General features: G+C 45.0%; 19 protein-coding genes, 1 rRNA gene and 1 riboswitch. Of the genes, 17 read left to right on the forward strand and 3 right to left on the reverse strand.

Annotation, left to right across the window (positions count from 1 at the left end; genetic code table 11):
* A 23S ribosomal RNA gene (locus tag NXH67_RS00845) occupies window positions 1-106 on the forward strand; the annotation flags it as partial.
* 90 nt (window positions 107-196) lie between these two features.
* On the opposite strand, the gene NXH67_RS00850 is transcribed toward NXH67_RS00845, so the two are convergent.
* Entirely contained in the window at window positions 197-1,165 is a 969-nt protein-coding gene (locus NXH67_RS00850; RefSeq protein WP_272796030.1) for an alpha/beta hydrolase, read from the reverse strand.
* Between the two features lie 251 nt (window positions 1,166-1,416).
* Here NXH67_RS00850 and NXH67_RS00855 point away from each other — a divergent pair, with 251 nt between their 5' ends.
* From NXH67_RS00855 to NXH67_RS00930, 16 genes are all read left to right on the forward strand, one after another.
* Window positions 1,417-1,911, forward strand: coding sequence for a PTS sugar transporter subunit IIA (locus NXH67_RS00855; RefSeq protein WP_272796031.1), 495 nt, complete (start codon window positions 1,417-1,419; stop codon window positions 1,909-1,911).
* 1 nt (window position 1,912) lies between these two features.
* On the forward strand, window positions 1,913-3,364 hold the full coding sequence (gene nagE / locus NXH67_RS00860; RefSeq protein ID WP_272796032.1) for an N-acetylglucosamine-specific PTS transporter subunit IIBC: 1,452 nt from the start codon (window positions 1,913-1,915) through the stop codon (window positions 3,362-3,364).
* Between the two features lie 56 nt (window positions 3,365-3,420).
* Window positions 3,421-3,525, forward strand: a riboswitch (TPP riboswitch).
* An 87-nt stretch (window positions 3,526-3,612) separates the two neighbouring features.
* Complete coding sequence (gene thiW, locus NXH67_RS00865) at window positions 3,613-4,158, forward strand: energy coupling factor transporter S component ThiW (protein ID WP_272796033.1); 546 nt, start codon at window positions 3,613-3,615, stop codon at window positions 4,156-4,158.
* Window positions 4,158-4,940, forward strand: coding sequence for a hydroxyethylthiazole kinase (gene thiM / locus NXH67_RS00870; RefSeq protein ID WP_272796034.1), 783 nt, complete (start codon window positions 4,158-4,160; stop codon window positions 4,938-4,940). Before thiW ends, thiM begins: the two co-directional genes overlap by 1 nt.
* Entirely contained in the window at window positions 4,921-5,565 is a 645-nt protein-coding gene (gene thiE / locus NXH67_RS00875) for a thiamine phosphate synthase (RefSeq protein ID WP_022779498.1), read from the forward strand. Before thiM ends, thiE begins: the two co-directional genes overlap by 20 nt.
* Window positions 5,562-6,359 (forward strand): bifunctional hydroxymethylpyrimidine kinase/phosphomethylpyrimidine kinase, encoded by a 798-nt coding sequence (thiD, locus tag NXH67_RS00880; protein WP_272796035.1) that lies wholly within the window; start codon window positions 5,562-5,564, stop codon window positions 6,357-6,359. Before thiE ends, thiD begins: the two co-directional genes overlap by 4 nt.
* 97 nt (window positions 6,360-6,456) lie before the next feature.
* Window positions 6,457-7,761: a phosphomethylpyrimidine synthase ThiC gene (gene thiC / locus NXH67_RS00885; protein WP_272796036.1), complete on the forward strand. Its 1,305-nt coding sequence runs from the start codon at window positions 6,457-6,459 to the stop codon at window positions 7,759-7,761.
* A 156-nt stretch (window positions 7,762-7,917) separates the two neighbouring features.
* Window positions 7,918-8,304 carry a hypothetical protein gene (locus NXH67_RS00890; RefSeq protein ID WP_022779501.1) on the forward strand — a complete coding sequence of 129 codons (387 nt, stop codon included), beginning with the start codon at window positions 7,918-7,920 and terminating at the stop codon, window positions 8,302-8,304.
* Between the two features lies 1 nt (window position 8,305).
* Entirely contained in the window at window positions 8,306-10,417 is a 2,112-nt protein-coding gene (locus tag NXH67_RS00895) for a helicase-related protein (RefSeq protein ID WP_022779502.1), read from the forward strand.
* Between the two features lie 134 nt (window positions 10,418-10,551).
* The gene (locus NXH67_RS00900; protein WP_022779503.1) at window positions 10,552-11,781 is read left to right on the forward strand and encodes a 6-phosphofructokinase; all 1,230 of its coding nucleotides are present in this window, start codon (window positions 10,552-10,554) and stop codon (window positions 11,779-11,781) included.
* A gap of 39 nt (window positions 11,782-11,820) precedes the next feature.
* Window positions 11,821-12,726, forward strand: a complete 906-nt coding sequence (locus NXH67_RS00905) for a hypothetical protein (protein WP_272796037.1) — start codon at window positions 11,821-11,823, stop codon at window positions 12,724-12,726.
* A 133-nt stretch (window positions 12,727-12,859) separates the two neighbouring features.
* Window positions 12,860-13,057: a hypothetical protein gene (locus NXH67_RS00910; RefSeq protein ID WP_022779505.1), complete on the forward strand. Its 198-nt coding sequence runs from the start codon at window positions 12,860-12,862 to the stop codon at window positions 13,055-13,057.
* A 14-nt stretch (window positions 13,058-13,071) separates the two neighbouring features.
* Window positions 13,072-13,278, forward strand: a complete 207-nt coding sequence (locus tag NXH67_RS00915; RefSeq protein WP_272796038.1) for a PspC domain-containing protein — start codon at window positions 13,072-13,074, stop codon at window positions 13,276-13,278.
* A 163-nt stretch (window positions 13,279-13,441) separates the two neighbouring features.
* Window positions 13,442-13,810 carry a heavy-metal-associated domain-containing protein gene (locus NXH67_RS00920; RefSeq protein ID WP_272796039.1) on the forward strand — a complete coding sequence of 123 codons (369 nt, stop codon included), beginning with the start codon at window positions 13,442-13,444 and terminating at the stop codon, window positions 13,808-13,810.
* 20 nt (window positions 13,811-13,830) lie between these two features.
* A complete protein-coding gene (locus NXH67_RS00925) occupies window positions 13,831-13,965 on the forward strand; it encodes a hypothetical protein (RefSeq protein ID WP_272796040.1) in 135 nt (44 codons plus the stop codon).
* A 114-nt stretch (window positions 13,966-14,079) separates the two neighbouring features.
* A complete protein-coding gene (locus NXH67_RS00930; protein ID WP_272796041.1) occupies window positions 14,080-17,235 on the forward strand; it encodes an EAL domain-containing protein in 3,156 nt (1,051 codons plus the stop codon).
* Here the strand turns inward: NXH67_RS00930 and NXH67_RS00935 are convergent.
* Together NXH67_RS00935 and NXH67_RS00940 are read right to left on the reverse strand one after the other, a co-directional pair.
* Window positions 17,214-18,080 (reverse strand): hypothetical protein, encoded by an 867-nt coding sequence (locus tag NXH67_RS00935; RefSeq protein WP_272796042.1) that lies wholly within the window; start codon window positions 18,078-18,080, stop codon window positions 17,214-17,216. The genes NXH67_RS00930 and NXH67_RS00935 overlap by 22 nt on opposite strands.
* 116 nt (window positions 18,081-18,196) lie before the next feature.
* Window positions 18,197-18,349 (reverse strand): hypothetical protein, encoded by a 153-nt coding sequence (locus NXH67_RS00940; RefSeq protein ID WP_272796043.1) that lies wholly within the window; start codon window positions 18,347-18,349, stop codon window positions 18,197-18,199.
* Window positions 18,350-18,389 lie beyond the last annotated feature (40 nt).

The raw sequence follows: 18,389 nt of genomic DNA on the forward strand, positions 1-18,389 counted from the left end.
CGCAAGCAGTAAGACCCCTTAGAGAGTATGAGGTTAGATAGGCACAAGGTGTAAGCACGGTAACGTGTTCAGCTGATGTGTACTAATAGGTCGAGGGCTTATCCAACGAATAGTTGGTATAGGAACAAAGGGAAATGGATTTAAGATATTCAGTGTTCGGTTTTCAGGGTACAAACCTTGAAAAAGCCGGAACTTTTCAGTTCCGGCTTTTTTCATATGCAATCTGTTTGAATAGATTGAAAAGACCGCTTTTGATAGCGTTATTATCATGATCTGCACCTGTGATCTCATACCAGATATGGTCGGCGCCGTTAGCTTCAAGAAGTTCATGATACTGCTTGGGATAGGTTCCGACAACGGAATCTCTGGTTCCGCAGCACACAATAAAAACGTCCGGTGTAACAGCATCCTCGGCAAATCTCATCTCACTCTCAGCCATCTGTCCGTCATGAGTCATGAATTTATCCTTAGTCGGTACAACTCCGGGAGCAGAGGAAATGGCGCATACATATCCGAACAGCTCAGGACGCTTAAGTGTGATATAGATAGTCTCTCTGCCGCCCATCGAGAAACCTGCAAGATAGGTGTTCTCTCTGCCGGTGAGGACTGAGTAGCTGCTCTCGATATGCGGCATCAGATCAGTTACAAGATCATTGATGAAATTGTCGTAGGGAAGGCAGCTCTCGTTATCGAAGGCCGGCTTCTGATTCGGGTCTTTGGCGGCATACATGTTGGGACAAACGATGATTGTCTCCTGAATGAGGTCATCAGCTGCCATATTACCGACAATCTCTTTAATTTTATTGGAACCATCTCCGGAAAAAGAATACTCATCTCCGAAAATTCCATGAAGCAGATACAGAACCGGATATTTCTTATCTTCGCTGTAATCCGAAGGAAGAAGAATGCTGTAGCCACGGTCCATTTCGCAGGTTGTGGAATAATAGGTTCCGTGAGTGAATTCTCCATAGGAAACATCGGATCTATGTGCTTCGTAGGTTATAGGGCAACGCTCCTCAATTTGGTCGTTAAGGACAAATTCGGTGTCTGAGCCGGTTTCCGTATCCTCTGTTTTGATACCTGAGGCAAAAGAACTCATATCCTCGGTGCTGCTTGTTGAGGCAGTGTTGTTTTCTTCGCTGCTGATATTGCTGTCTTGTGTCATTTCTGTATCCCCCTGATTGATATTTTCGGATGTACTTACGGAAGTATTTCCACAGGCGCATAATGTTGCGGTCATCACAGCTAATAGAACTAAAGAACTTTTCTTTTTCATATCAAATCCCCAATCCTTTTAATCACGCGATTAGCTTAAATTATATACAATTAGCGCACTTCTTACAATTTGACATTTATGCGTTTCTATTATGTCAAAATATGATGTAAAATTAATTTATGCGTAGGGAGGGGCATCATATGGGAATTTTCTCCAAAGTTTTCCACGGTAATACAATTGAAATTGCTGCGCCTGTTTCAGGTGAGATCGTACCGATCCAAAGAGTTCCAGATCCTGTTTTTTCTGAAGAAATGGTCGGTAAAGGAGTTGCGATAATACCTGAGGATGGACGTTTTTATGCACCTGCGGACGGCGAGCTTGCGGCTTTTTTTCCGACAGGACATGCTTTCTGCGTGCTGACTAAGGACGGAGCAGAGGTTCTTGTTCATATAGGAATAGATACTGTGAAGCTGGAAGGGCGACATTTTACCACCCATGCTGCTAAGGGTGATACTGTCAAAAAAGGTCAGCTCATCGCCACGGTGGATCTTGAAGCGGTAAAGAGTGAAGGCTTCGAAATAATTACACCTGTTATTATTACTAATCCCGATAATTTCAGCAGTTTAGATAAAAAAGAAGGCAAAGTAGCACAGGGGGATGCGGCTATAATTTTGGAGAAACAGGAGGAAAAATAGTATGATGAAGTATTTGCAGAAAATTGGAAAATCTCTGATGCTTCCGGTGGCGGTACTGCCTGCAGCAGGCATCATGTACGGAATCGGCTATTGGATCGATCCTAACGGATGGGGAGCAAACAGCGTGATCGCGGCATTTCTTATCAAGGCTGCTTCTGCAATCATTGATCAGATTCCGATCCTTTTTGCGATTGGTGTTTCCGTTGGAATGGCCAGGGAACATGACGGAACCGCTGCACTTTCAGGTCTTGTTTCTTTTCTTATGATCACGACACTTCTTAGTACAGATGCGGTTGCAATGTTTAGAGGAGTTGATGCGGCGCTGGTGCCGGCGGCTTTTGGTAAGATTGGCAATGCCTTCATAGGTATTTTATCGGGAATTATAGGGTCAAGCTGCTATAATGGCTTCAAAGATACGAAACTTCCGGATTTTCTGGCATTTTTCAGCGGAAAAAGATGTGTTGCAATTGTTACCGCGGCGGTATCCATTGTGGTTTCACTTATTCTGTATTTCGTGTGGCCCATTGTTTATGCAGGCCTTGTTGCCTTTGGCACAGCTATTATAGGTCTTGGTCCCGTAGGTACCGGAATATACGCGATGCTGAACAGAGCGCTTATTCCGCTGGGACTTCACCATGCACTTAATGCGGTATTTTGGTTTGACACTGCAGGAATCAATGATCTGGGGCTGTTCTGGTCAGGTGCAGACGGCGCTGTTAAGGGCGTTACCGGACAGTACATGACAGGTTTCTTCCCGGTTATGATGTTTGGACTTCCCGCAGGTGCTCTCGCGATGTACCACACAGCACAGACCAAGAAGAAAAAAGCGGTGGCATCCCTTATGCTTGCAGGCGCCATGGCTTCCTTCTTTACGGGAATTACGGAGCCCCTTGAGTTCTCATTTATGTTCCTGGCTCCGGGGCTGTACCTTGTCCACGCGGTTCTTACGGGAATCTCGGCGATGATCTGTACCATGCTTCCCTTTAGACTCGGCTTTAATTTTTCCGCAGGTTTTGTTGACTGGTTCCTTAGCTTCAAGGCACCAATGGCAGTTAATCCATGGTTGATAGTGCCAATCGGCGCGGTATATGCCGTCGTTTACTATTTTGTATTCCGCTTCGTCATTCAGAAGTTCAATCTCAAGACTCCGGGGCGCGAAGACGAGGAGGAGACAGAAGCAACCGAGCGCAAGATTGAGCTCTCCGGAGATGATTACACCGCAATGGCTAAGATAATACTGAAGGGACTGGGCGGAAAAGAGAACATCAAGGATTTCGACTATTGTGCAACCAGAATTCGTGTAGAGACAGTGGACTATACTCTTGTGGATGAAAAGTGTATCAAAGATGCCAAAGTTGCCGGAATTGTAAGGCCCGCCAAGAATGCAGTTCAGGTCATTGTAGGCCCAAAAGTTCAGTTTGTGTATGACGAAATGAAAAAGCTGATGCAATAATTTTTATTTAATGTATTGCATTACCGTGTTAAAAGGTGTATAAAGAGTAAGACAAATTTAACAGACGGGAGCTTGTATTACAGGCTGAGAGGAAGGTGTGACCTTCGACCGATAACCTGATTTGGATAATGCCAACGTAGGGATGCCTGACAATAGGGATTTTTTGAGCGGAAGCAACCACATTGGGGGCTTCCGCTTTTTTGGTGCCCACAAAAGCAAAGCTCACCGTCTGGGAAAAGAGGAATGACATGAAGAAAAACAACTACTTACTGAGGATGGTGACTCTTGCCATGTTTGTGGCCCTGGGGGTGGTCATCTCCCCAATCCTTCGTATTGAAGGAATGTGCCCCATGGCCCATCTTATCAACATCACTTGTGCGGTGTTCCTGGGGCCTGCCTATGCTTTTGTATGCGCCCTTCTCATCGGCATCATCAGAATGTTGATCATGGGAATCCCGCCTCTGGCCCTTACCGGAGCCATCTTCGGAGCCTCTCTGTCCGGAATTTTCTACAAGCTGTCCAAGGGAAAGATCATCGCTGCTGTCCTTGGAGAGATCATTGGAACAGGAATTATCGGCTCCATCGTATCTTACCCTGTAATGACTTATCTCTGGGGAAAAGAGGGACTTACCTGGTTCTTCTATACTCCCTCTTTTATCTGCGGAACTCTGATAGGCGGAAGTATCGCATTTTTGCTGCTTCTTAAGCTGCAGCAGGCAGGAGTCCTCACTAAGATCCAGAGCAGTTTAAGAAATACTGACCCTACCGATGACAAAAAGGATAAGGTGGCATAATGGCAGATCTGATCCATTGTATAACCAATCCAATATCCATGATGCAATGTGCCAACGCAGTCCTTTCCCTGGGAGCCTGCCCCATTATGGCTGAACATCCGATGGAGGTTCGTCAAATTACAGAGACCGCATCTGCGCTCCTACTAAACACGGGCAATATTTCCGACAGCAGGATGGAGGCTATGGAAATATCCTATGAAACGGCTCTTGAGAAAAGCATTCCCATAGTAATCGATGCTGTGGGAGTTGCCTGCTCGGATCTTCGAAGGGATTATGTTTTCAAGCTTCTTAATAAGCACCCGCACCATGCAAAGTCTTTTTTGGTGCTAAAGGGCAATTATTCTGAGATCAAGGCTCTGGCGGTGAACTCTTATAAAGGAAAAGGCGTGGATGCCGATAAGAGCATCGAAGCCGGAAAAATGCAGGAAATTGCGCAGAAACTCGCAGCAGATCTTGGGACTGTGATTCTTGCAAGCGGTGAGACAGATATTGTTACGGACGGAGGCAAGACTATTTTGGTAAAAGCCGGAACGCCAATGCTTGGGCAGATTACCGGGACAGGATGTATGCTGGGGGCTGTATGTGCGACATTTCTGGCTGGAGAGCCTCGTATAGAGGCCGTGGCAGGAGCCTGTGAATTCTTCGGAAACGCCGGGGAGAAGGCATATAAAAAGCTATATGAAAAAAACGGAGAGGTAGGAGCCGGAAGCTATCTGATAGGACTTCTGGATTCCCTGTCCTTCGAAAAATATGGAGAAACCAATGAAAAGAATAGACAGTAAGGACCTAAGGCTCTACCTTGTGACCGACAGCAGCGGTCTATCCACAGAGGAGTTCCTGCAAAAGACTGAAAGCGCTATCCAAGGCGGAGCAACCATAGTACAGATAAGAGAAAAGGATAAGACCACAAGGCAGTACATGGAACTGGCCGGGAAACTTCACGAGATAACAAGGAAATACAATGTTCCTCTGATCGTGGATGACAGGATTGATGTGGCAATGGCAATCGGCGCCGAAGGAGTGCACCTGGGGCAATCTGATATGCCTGTAGACATTGCAAGGAATATTCTTGGCCCGGACATAATAATCGGAGCTACCACCAAGACCGTGAGCCAGGCATTGGAAGCCTACGACAAAGGAGCTGATTATCTTGGAGTAGGGGCAATTTACCCAACTACTACTAAGGTTAAAACGGTGCTGACAAGTGTCGAAACCCTAAAAGATATCTGCGCAGCCGTTCCAATTCCTGCGAATGCAATAGGAGGCCTTAACAAAGATAATATCGGCATTCTGAAAGGCACTCCAATAGCCGGAATATGCGTTGTTTCAGCAATCATGAAAAGTGAAGATCCCCAAAAAGCAGCGGCAGATCTCCGCAGCGCGTTTGATGAATTGGAGGAGACATGAAACAGAGAACAGTTCTGACCATAGCAGGGAGCGATTCCTCCGGTGGTGCTGGGATACAGGCGGATCTCAAGACAATGGAGGCTCTGGGAGTATACGGAATGAGCGTCATCACAGCCCTTACAGCCCAGAATACGCTGGGAGTCAGGGGCATTTCACCGGTTGAGAAGTCTTTTATCAGCTTGCAGTTGGAGACAGTCTGCAGTGATATGCCTGTGGACGCCGTCAAGATAGGAATGCTGCCGGATATAGGTGCCATGGAGGCTGTAGCTAAGGGGATAGACAAATTCGGACTTACAAATGTGGTGCTTGATCCGGTTCTTAGTTCTACGTCAGGAACTGAGTTCACTAAGGAAAATACTTATGAATATTTGAAAAAAGAGCTGTTTCCAAGGTGCCTCATCATTACTCCGAACATACCCGAAGCACAAATCCTTACGGGAAGGGACATCAATTCAAGGAAAAATGCAGAGGAAGCTGCTGCGCATATTTATGAAAGCTGCGGCTGCAATGTGCTGATAAAGGGTGGTCACAGCTCTTTTGACCAAATAGGCGTCTCTGCGGATCTGTTCTACAACAGCGATGCTATATGGATAGAAGGTCGGCGCTATGAGAATCCAAATACCCACGGCACGGGTTGTACGCTCTCAAGTGCCATTGCGTCAGGCCTTGCCATGGGGCTGGAACCTGTAAATGCCGTGATTCAGGCAAAGAAATATATTGAAAAATGCATCGCTGCATGTCTTGAATTGGGACATGGAAGAGGACCATTATACCATTCTATGCGAGCAAATTAGCTCTTTTAATGAATAACGATTGATATTTATACACATCGCAGGTATAAAGCTAAATAATTACAAAATAGGTATAAAAAAAGAAAAGGGGAAATAGATAATGAGAAATTACACAACACAGATGGAGGCAGCCCGCAAGGGAATCATCACTCCCGAGATGGAGAAGGTTGCAAGGGATGAGTACCGCACACCCGAGGAGATCAGGGACCTGGTCGCCAAAGGACAGGTCGCCATCTGCGCCAACAAGAACCACACCTGCCTTGACGCCAAAGGCGTTGGCTCTATGCTAAGGACCAAGATAAATGTCAATCTGGGAGTATCCCGCGACTGCAAGGACTACAACATTGAGATGGAGAAGGTAATGGCTGCGGTCAACATGGGAGCTGATGCTATCATGGATCTGTCTTCACACGGAAACACCCAGCCCTTCAGAAAAAAGCTCGTTGAGGAATGTCCTGTAATGCTGGGAACAGTGCCTGTTTACGACAGTGTAATCCATTATCAGAGAGACTTATCCGAGCTTACAGCCAAGGATTTTATTGATGTTGTAAGGCTTCACGCTAAGGACGGCGTTGACTTCGTGACTCTTCACTGCGGAATCACCAGAAAGACAATAGATCAGATCAAGAAGCACAAGAGAAAAATGAATATCGTATCAAGGGGCGGATCTCTGGTATTTGCCTGGATGAGCATGACAGGCGAGGAGAACCCTTTTTACGAATATTATGATGAGATTCTTGATATCTGCAGAGAGTATGATGTTACCATTTCCCTTGGCGATGCCTGCAGACCCGGTTGCCTTGCGGATGCCAGTGATGTATGCCAGATAGAAGAACTGGTAAGGCTGGGCGAACTCACCAAACGCGCCTGGGAGAAAGATGTGCAGGTAATGGTGGAGGGCCCCGGCCATATGCCGATGGACCAGATCGAGGCCAACATGAAGATGCAGCAGACAATCTGCATGGGAGCGCCTTTCTACGTACTGGGCCCCCTTGTTACCGATATTGCACCGGGTTATGACCATATCACTTCCGCTATCGGAGGCGCAATAGCAGGAGCGGCAGGGGCATCTTTCCTGTGCTATGTAACACCGGCTGAACACCTTGCACTTCCCAATGTAGAAGATGTTAAGCAGGGAATAATCGCATCCAGGATTGCAGCTCATGCGGCAGATATCGCCAAGAAGATACCACATGCCATGGACATCGACAACAAGATGGCCGATGCCAGAAAGGCTTTTGACTGGGAGGGGCAGTGGGACTGCGCTTTGGATCCGGAGACTGCCAGAGCAATCAGAGCCGACAGAGCTCCCGAATATGATGACACCTGCTCCATGTGCGGCAAGTTCTGTGCGGTAAGGAGCATGAACAAGGCTCTTGCAGGTGAGCATATTGATATTTTGTGATAAAACAGCGCACGAAAAAAAGTTAATATGTGAAATATGCATGAATAAAAGGATTTTCATACTGACATCCCGATGAGTTTTGGGTATAATGCTTAATTGAGGGGCGCAAAGCGGGGAAAAAAATCAAAGGCACAAACTAGAAGGTGGGGTACAGACATGATTTTTGCAGTTGATTTCGACGGCGCACTTAGTATGGGGCAGTGGCCTGAACTCGGGCCGGCTAATTTAAATCTTTTCGAGTTTCTTATATGGAAGAGAAAGCTCGGACACAAAGTGATCCTGTGGACCTGCAGAGAAGGCAAGTCACTGGAGGATGCAGTGGATTTTTGCAAGGACTTTGGACTTAGGTTTGATGCAGTTAATGACAACCTTCCCGAAGTAATTGAGAAATACGGCAGCAATCCAAGGAAGATCACTTGTGACGTTTATATTGATGCAAAATCCTGTTACGTGGACGAATTCGAATTCCTGGGTGATGTGAACATCGGCAGGATAGAGACGGCACTTAACAGATTTGCCGAAAAAGTGACAATGGTCGGATAACATGAAGAAAAAAGGCTATCATAATCCTTTCAAGGCACGCAGAGTCAGACAGAAAATGGAAAGAGACCGTGCCCTTCGGGCTTTTCCTCAGGAGGAGTTCGAGGAGTACTGGAAGAAACATTCTGATGAAGTGTGCAAGGCCGTGTATGAGGCATTCCTTGATACATTGGCCACAGAACGAATTTATATGACGGTTCACACCGCTTTCGGGCAGACCCAGAAGCAGGAGATTCACAAGGGAACTATCGGTAGATTCTGCGAGACAATTCCTGACAAATTTAACGGCGTCATCCTTAGAGAGATGATGCCGTCTCTTTCTCATGTCATATACAGTGTTTTACTGAACTGTGACAACATGCCGCTGGTGGACTTTATCATCACCGGTTCTGAGAAAACAATTTCCAAGATTATAATGACATATCTTCGCGAATCCAAGAAGAGCCGCGACATTGTAGACTATATCAAGCCACGTCTTTCTGAGATAGTTGTTTTTGAGCAGGTATCTCATAATCCGAGGTATATTCATGCTGCTGAGAGGCACAAAAAGACCATGGCAGCCAAGAGGCTTCTTTTTGAGAGCATTCAGACCTCAACTCCTGATGATTACACGCAGCTTTTTCCTCTTGCAAGGCAGATGAAAAGGCATTTTATACTGCATATAGGTCCCACCAATTCAGGTAAGACCTATCAGGCCATGCAGGAGCTGATGAATGCAGACAGCGGAATTTATCTGGCGCCGCTTCGTCTTCTTGCCTATGAGCAATATGAGAAGATGAACAGGCAGGGCTGTCCTTGCTCAATGATAACAGGAGAGGAGCGTATACTAATGCCCGGATCCTTCCACCAGTCCTCAACCATAGAGATGATGAACCTGGATGAAGACTGGGATATGGCCGTTATTGACGAGGCCCAGATGGTTTCCGACAGGCAAAGAGGCGGCTCCTGGACCGCAGCGATACTGGGGCTCAAGGCCTCAGTCATTCATCTGTGCGCATCTCCGGATGCAGAGAAGCTTCTGATCCGTATGATCACTTCCTGCGGAGATGACTATGAGGTTCAGTATCACGACAGGAAGACACCTCTTCAGATGGATGATGAGGCGGTGGATTTCAGATTCCCCGAGGACGTCAAGAAGGGCGATGCACTCATCGTTTTTTCCAGAAAAGATGTACACAGCGTTGCCGCAGAGCTTCAGGCCAATGGCATTACCTGCAGCATTATCTACGGATCTCTTCCTTACGACGTGCGCCACAGGGAGGCCGGTAAATTCGCAGACGGCACCACAGATGTGGTAGTTGCAACAGATGCAATAGGAATGGGTATGAACCTTCCCGTAAGACGAATTGTCTTTTTACAGACTATCAAGTATGACGGGGTAAAAGAGAGACCGCTCACTCCCTCAGAAGTCAAACAGATAGCCGGAAGAGCAGGCAGGTACGGTCTGTACGATACGGGCTACGTGACTTCCTACTATGATTATGAGGTAATTGAGAAACTCCTTGAACACAAGCTGATTCCGCTTAATACAGCTATGATCAACATTCCGGAGCAGTTTCTTGAGAAGGACGGCAAGGTCTCCACTATTCTTGAGCTGTGGAACAAGATTCCCGCAGCTGAGTACTATGACAAGGGCGATATCGATGAGAAGATCAAACTGGCAAGAGCCCTTGAAGCCATTGACGACAACAGGGAGCTGATCCGCAAGTTCATAAGGATTCCGGCAAATACCGATAACAAAGAGATCTTTGATATATATTCCAAATATTATAGAGCCCAGGCTGAAGGAGAACCGGTGGATCTGCAGGAGACAATCCGGCAGTTTAACACTGCCTTCGCTGATCCTGAATTCAGACAGTCGCTCCAGACACTTGAGACCTGTAGCGCAGTCTTTGATTTCCTATATTCCTATACGAGGCTCTTTGGAGATGAAGAGGATCTTCCTCAGATCCTGGAGACCAAGAGAGCAATCTCAGAGCGAATCTTCGAGATTCTGGACCTTCAGAAGCTTAGCATGAAGTCCTGCATCTACTGCGGCAAAAAACTGAAATGGTCCTATCGTTACACCATGTGCCAGGAGTGCTACAGGAAGCATAAGTATAGGAAGTATTCGTAAAAGAAGAAATTGTTGTTCAAAGAAGTCCATATTTTAGAAATGTAAACGCTTACAATTGCATTGTTTGCCATGCTATGATTTTTTCAAGGTTATTTGTGTTTGTGAAAAAAATGTAGAATGGAGGATTTGGGAATATGAAAAACGCAATTGTAGGACAATCCGGCGGACCGACAGCAGTCATCAATTCTAGCCTCGCAGGTGTATTTGAGGCAGCTAAGAACCGTGGCGCTGCCAAGGTGTACGGAATGTGCAACGGAATTCAGGGTTTTCTTGAGGACAGATATGTTGATCTTACTGAGATTTTTAAGAAGCCCATCGATATCGAGCTTCTTAAGAGAACGCCCTCAAGCTACCTTGGAAGCTGCCGTTACAAACTCCCCGAGCTTGGCGCTCCGGGGGCTGAAGAAGTATTTGATACAATCCTTGAGAAACTTGAAAGGCTCAATATCGGATACTTCTTTTATATTGGCGGAAATGATAGTATGGATACTATAAACAAGCTGGCGGCCTATGGCAAGGAGAAGGGGAGTGATATAAGATTTATCGGCGTTCCCAAGACCATAGACAACGACCTGACCGTGACGGATCATACTCCCGGTTATGGCTCAGCTGCCAAGTATATTGGCGTAGTAATGAAGGAAATCATCAGAGATGCTACGGTCTACGGCACCAAAAATGTAACGATCGTTGAGATAATGGGCAGAAACGCCGGGTGGCTCACTGCATCAGCTGCCCTTGCCAAAGACTACGACTGTGAGGGCGTTGATATGATCTGCCTTCCAGAGGTACCTTTTAATGTGGACAGATTCGTTGAAAAGGTACGCAGAATACAGGAAAAAAAGAACAGCATCGTCATTGCGGTTTCTGAGGGTGTTAAACTTGAAGATGGCCGTTATGTCTGCGAACTCTCTGATGATGTCCGCGCTGTGGATGCCTTTGGCCACAAGAGTCTTACAGGAACAGCGCGTTTCCTGGCTAATACCGTCGCAAGGAATCTTGATACCAAGACAAGATGCATCGAATTATCAACATTACAGCGCTGCGCAGGTCATCTTGCCAGCCGCACTGATATTACAGAGGCTTATCAGGTGGGCGGAGCAGCAGTGAAGGCAGCTTTTGAAGGTCATACAGGAGAGATGGTGGCCCTTAAGCGAATCTCCAATTCACCTTATCAGTGCACTACTGAGCTTCATCCCATCTCAGAGATAGCTAATCTGGAGAAAAAGGTTCCCATTGAATGGGTGAATGAGGATCATACAGGAATGAAGCAGGAGTTCATAGACTACGCATATCCTCTGATCCAGGCAGAGCTTACTCCAATTTTTGTTGGAGGACTTCCGCAGCATATATTCTTAGGCGAATGATCGGAATCTCTCAAGTTTTTTTGAGGAAGAACAGGTAATATGGAACAGAAAAATAAGATTTATTATCATCTTCCGGGATTATTTGAATTTTATAACCTGTACAGTGAGTTTCTTCCGCTGTTTAGGAAACACAGGGAATATTTCTATGACTGGTGCGAAATAGGTTCCATCTATGGCGCACCGGCCGATTGCCTGTGGGGCGGAGGACGTGTGGGCTTCGGCGAGGAATCCCCCTTGAAGGTTGTGGAGCTTATGAAGGAGTATGGAATCTCCGCAAGGCTCACCTTCAGCAATTCCCTGATTACCAAGGAGCATCTGTCCGACAGAAGATGTAATGAACTGTGCAGAATCTTCGAACAGAATAGTTATGCGAACAATGGTATAATAATATATTCAGACCTCCTTCTGGATTATATCAAAGAAAGCTATCCCGATTTCTATTTCGTTTCATCCACAACCAAGGTAATTACTGACTTCGCAAAATTTACTGATGAATTAAACAGGGTAGAATTTCGCTATGTTGTACCCGATTTTAGATTAAACAAGGAAATCGCCAAATTAACGGACCTTCCGTCTGAACTTAAGTCCAAAGTAGAGTTTCTTTGCAACGAATGTTGCTGGTATGGTTGCTACGATCGGAAAAAATGCTATGAGAATGTCAGTCGCAAGAGCCTTGGAGAAGAATGCGAAGACCACATCTGTGTTTCTCCTGATGCCGGAAGAGGCTATCGCTTCTCAGATGCCATGAAGAATCCCGGTTTTATCGGAATTGATGATATATTGAACGTATATGCTCCCGCAGGCTTTTCCAATTTCAAGATCGAAGGCCGCAGCCTCGGCAGTGCAGTGATACTGGAATTTCTCCTGTACTACATGACAAAACCGGAATACCAGCTCAAGGTCAGGGAGGAGATCTATCTCGACAGTATGTTGGATTTATTCTGATTCAGATTCTTTTTTGCCAAAAAAGAAAAATAAAACCGAAATTTTTGCAAAGGCAACAATGTATTCCTTTCCTGGAGAAGAATATACTTAATTTATCCTTAAGTAAAATCAATCCAATGAGAGGAGGGTGACAATGAATAAGTTTATGAAATGGATTCTTTTTACATTGCTTATTGTCTATGTTGTTTCGCCTGTGGATTTCGTGCCGGGACCTGTTGACGATATCCTGGCAATCTTCCTTTTGCTGGCGGCCAACAAGAGCAAACTTGCAATAGGACGACGCGATGAAGAGCGTATCGAAGTTGTTGATGTAGATGGTTCAGAGATTTGAGGAGAACAAAAGTTATGGAAAAGAAATTATACAGAAGTAATGAAAGAAAGCTTTACGGTGTGTGCGGAGGTCTTGCAGAGTACCTGGGAATTGATCCTACGATCGTAAGAGTTTTGTGGGTGTTATTTATTCTTTCAGGAGAAAGCGGAATACTTATTTATTTCATTGCAGCACTTCTGATGGATAACAGACCTGATTACGTTAGCCGTTATGATAATTGATGGATTGCATACATAATAAAAAAAAGCTTCAGAGCCAAATGCTTTGAAGCTTTTTTATTACAGTAGTCATAATACTTGCATTTTGAATTAGCATATGCTAACATGATGTACTGGTTAAAAATAGATTTTTGATATAAAACAATAGAAAATATGAGGTAATACGATGGTTTCAAACGGTCTTATAATATCAGGTCTTGCAATAATATTGTTTCTCGCTATTAGAGGCTCCGTTAAGCATTTTCTGGGGCAGGGCAGCTGCTGCGGTGGCGGAAGTTCCACTGTCAGAGAACCTGACAAAAAACTTAAAGGTCCCGTTATTAAGACCAGGGTGTTCAAGATTGACGGAATGCACTGCGAGAACTGCACCAATCGAGTGAAGAGGGCAATCAACAGGATTGACGGCGTATCTGCAAGGCTAAATCTTCGCAAGAAAGAAGCAATTGTACAATTTGAGGCAGACCTGGAAGATACAGTCATCACCTCGGAAATAGAGAGGCTTGGTTATCAGGTTCTGCAGGTCATCTCTAAATAAATGTAAGATATATCCTCAGTATGATTGACATATGGGAGGATGGGAATTATCCGCCGTTGGACACTGAAGAGATTACTGTGGAAGGAACTTTTTCCCTGTATGAGGAGAATAACGAGATGTACTGCACTTTGGCAAATGCCAGGCTCGTGGATTAAGCTTTATTAATTGTTTCTAAACATTGTCGGAATATCAATCAATACACTTCCCTTAAATGGTAAAATAAATAATGGTTCACTATAATTATTTTGCCCATGCAGGAGGTGCTTCTCGTGGAAAAATACAGATATGACGACAAAGAACTTGCATTTCTGGAAAGAAGCCAGGTTCCATTTGCGGTATATCAGTTTATTAATAAAAGAGTAGTTACCATAGCTGTTTCAGATGGCGCTATTAAGCTCTTTGGCTATACGGATATGGCCAGAGCGGATCTCTATGACCTCATGGACAATGATATGTACCGCGATATTCACCCGGATGATCTGTCGGACCTTGGAGATGCCGCATATAGCTTTGCTACGGGCGGAGATGTTTATGATGTGATTTACAGGTCCTATATTAATGGACAGTATCGGATAATTCATGCCTACGGAAAGCATTTTGATAAAGAAAATGGCATAAAGCTGGCATTTGTATGGTATACAGATCAAGGCGCTTATGATGAGGATAACAATGCTCAAAAGGATGGCATCTATAATTCCCTGATCAACAAATTGGCCAACAGAAGTTATAACGTGAGAGTGGAGCACGATTATCTGACGGGGCTTCCTTCCATGACCTATTTCTTTGCTCTGGCAGAGGCAGGTTGCAGGGAACTTCGGCAAAGCGGCAAGATGCCTGTCATTTTGTTCCTCGATTTCGACGGAATGAAGGTGTATAACCAGACCTACGGTCTTCAGGAGGGCGACAGGTTCCTTAAAAATTTCGCATCCGATATCATCAAGCTGTTCAGTCATGAAAACTGCAGCAGATTCAGCGCAGACCACTTCTGTGTATATACCTACGAAGAAAAGGCCAGAGAGAGCGCAGCCAAGCTCATAGAAGCAAACAAAGCGATTGAAGATGAGAAAAAAATGCCTCTGCGCGTTGGTATGTACCTGTACGAGGATGACACCATCAGTATCAGCGGAGCCTGCGACAGAGCCAAAATAGCCTGTGACTCAGGCAAAAATAATTATTCTTCAAGGTTCCACATTTTTGATAAGAAGATGATGACTGCCATGGAAGACAAGCAGTATGTAATCGAAAACATTGACAGAGCGATTAAAGAAGGTTGGATCAAGGTCTTTTATCAGGCTATTGTAAGAACCGCCAATGGTAAGGCCTGTCATGAAGAAGCGCTTGCAAGGTGGGTGGACCCTGTAAAGGGCATGTTTAGCCCTGCGGCGTTTATTCCTGCGCTTGAGGAGACCAATACCATTTATAAACTCGATCTGTGTATTGTTGATCAGGTACTAAAAAAGATGAAAGAACAGGCAGACAATGGTATATACGTCGTGCCTGTATCCGTCAACTTGTCCAGAAGTGATTTCTATACCTGCGATATCGTTGAGGAGATAAGGAAGCGTGTAGACAGTGCCGGCATTGGCAGAGACATGATCGTTATCGAGATCACAGAGAGTATTGTGGCGGATGACGTTGATTATATGATCAAAGAGATCGGGCGTTTTAAGGAGCTTGGATTTGACGTATGGATGGATGATTACGGAAGCGGCTATTCATCCCCAAGTATCCTGCAGAAGGTGCCCTTTGACCTCATCAAGATTGATATGCAGTTCGTAAGACAGATGGATGAAAGTGAAAAGGCCAGGATCATCCTTACGGAACTGGTAAGACTTGCTATGTCTCTTGGAATGGATACGGTGGCAGAGGGAGTTGAAACCGCAGAGCAGGCGGATTTCCTCAAGGATATCGGATGTACCATGCTTCAGGGATACTATTTTTCCAAACCTATTTCTTTTGAGGAAATACTGGAGAGAGGTAAATCGGGCATGCAGATAGGCTTTGAAAACCCTGAGGAGTCAGGCTACTATGTCCTTCTGGGAAAGGTAAATCTCTATGACCTGTCTCTGTCCAGCACCGATGATGAGCAGCACACAGACTATTTTGATACCTGGCCCATGGTCATGGTGGAGTGTGGCAAAGACAACATTCTGTCTATAGTAAGGGCCAATATTACCTACAAAAATTATATTGCTGACTATTTCCCCGGTATCTCAGGCAAAAAAGAATTCGATGCATCGAAGCTCAAGGATAAGCCCGGCACACGGTCGCTCCAGGCAGTACTGAACTGCGCAGAGGACGGAAAAAGAGTTATTGTTACCGATGTAACAGCAGACGGCAAATTGATCCAGATTCTGGCATGGAGAATTGCTGTTAATCCGGTTACAGAAGTGGCAGCAGTCATGATAGCCATCCTTTCTTCAGCGGAGGTGAGAGGTGGTCTCCCAGATGAAACTCAAAAAAGAGAATTACACAAGATCTCAGGGGAATATGCCAAGCTGCAAAAAGAAAATGAACTCCTTAAGAAAGAAGCTGACAGCAACAGGAAAATAGCGGAACTGAAAAAGTCCGTGTCCGATCTTCTTACGAATATGCCTGCAGTGACCTTCTCCAAGGATGTTATCACCAGAAAGTATCTGGCCTGTAACCAGGCCTTTGCCGATTATGCTCACAAGGAAACTCCGGAGGGCGTGGTAGGGCTCACGGATTTTGAGATTTTTGACGAAGCCACAGCCAGACACTTTATCGAGGATGATAAAAAGGCACTGTCTATGGACAAGCCATATGTTTTCTATGAGGACGTGCCCGATGCTGAAGGTAATCCCAGGCAGTTCCAGACCACCAAACTCAAGTTCACGGACGATACGGGACGTGAATGCCTTCTGGGACTGTGCCAGGATGTCACCGAAGCTATGCGTATCAAACTCGAATATGTCGCTAAGCTGGCAAAGGTACAGGATCAGGCCTATGTTGATGTCCTTACGGGAATAAAGAACAAGAATGCCTATCAGCAGAGGGAAAAAATTATTGATCGCAGAATTAAGCAGAATCGTCAGGCAGAATTTGCTCTTGTGGTTCTGGATGTCAATGATCTTAAGAAGATAAACGACACTAAAGGTCATAAGGCAGGAGATGAATGCATCATTAATGCCTGCGAGGTCATATGCAGCATTTTTAAAAGAAGCCCTGTATACAGAATCGGAGGCGATGAATTTGTGGTGCTGGTAACAGATGAGGATTATGAACGGGTAGATGAGCTGGTGGAGGCTGTCGCCGCTTATGATAAGGATGCCATTGCCAACGGAGGAATCGTAATTGCCTGTGGTATGGCTAAATACAAAAATGAAGACAGCATGGAAGCTGTCTTCATGAAAGCTGACAAAAATATGTATGATAACAAGAGTTATCTAAAAGAAGCATTCTGAATTATTGACGGGAATTGTGTTGAGTTTTTTAATCCCGGATCTATATCAATCAAGATGATATATGCAAATTCACCGGTTGTGGGATTAAGGAACCAGCTGTCATAAGCAACTCCGGATTTAAGTCCGTCGGTAAAGGTAACATGATGTGTATTACCTATTGCATCTGCAGGTCTTACATCATCATCTATCATATCGCCCGCCTGCATGTCATCGGAATCACCAATGAGTACCTGTACGATAAGGCCATCGATTGTTTCATCAAAAAGTGTTTCATACAGGTCTTGATATTCAATGAAGGCTTCAAGCATATCCTCGTCGTAGGTCTCTTCGAAAATTATGATAGCTGCAGTACTGTCTTCGGTCTGGTACATTACTCCGTTTTCGTCTTCCATGTCAGCAAGTTTGAAGTCATCCGAGAAGTCGAAGGTATATCCGGCAATCTCGATACCTGCTGCCGTATCAGGTGCATTTAAGTAAGCAGGAGTCTTGTGACCTTTGTCTGAGTCTGAATCGCTTGAGGATGGAAGATCGCTGTTTCCCACGCCTGATCCATTTCCCAGAAGAGAAATGTATTTATCAATATCAGCCTTGCTTTTGTCTGAAGAAGATGATGAATCGTCATCGTCCGATTTGCTTTTTTCCTCGCTGGAAGATGACCCTAATGTCTTATCATCATCCTTTTTCTTATAATCATTATCGTCCTTGGAGTCATCGGACTGTTTAGATGCGACTTCTTTTTCATACGGTGCCAGGGGCCCAAGATTCTGAAATTCCTCAGGTAGTTCCCCGGTGCAACCGGCAAGTAGCATAGCTGATGCCATAATCGCTATAACACATTTTTTCATTACATTTCCTCCCAATAAGAGAATTAAATCTTACAGATTAGATGTAATCCATTATATGAATGGCGATATGACTTGTAAACATTTCTGTTGGTGAATTAAGCTATTTTATTTTTTTATTACGCATCTTTGTAATCCTCGGCGGATTCGCCGGTCACTTCGCAGTATCTTTTCAAAAGATCACTGTCTCCCATGGCTTTTAGCTCATCGGCATTTCCATTGCCAAATTCCACAATTACACCAATAGCTTTTTCTCTGAATTCATCACTCATCGTAAGTCCTCCTTTTTTTCCGCCCCGGATAATTCTTCAG

The sequence above is a fragment of the Butyrivibrio sp. DSM 10294 genome (assembly GCF_028539135.1).
Classification (GTDB): Bacteria; Bacillota; Clostridia; order Lachnospirales; family Lachnospiraceae; genus Butyrivibrio.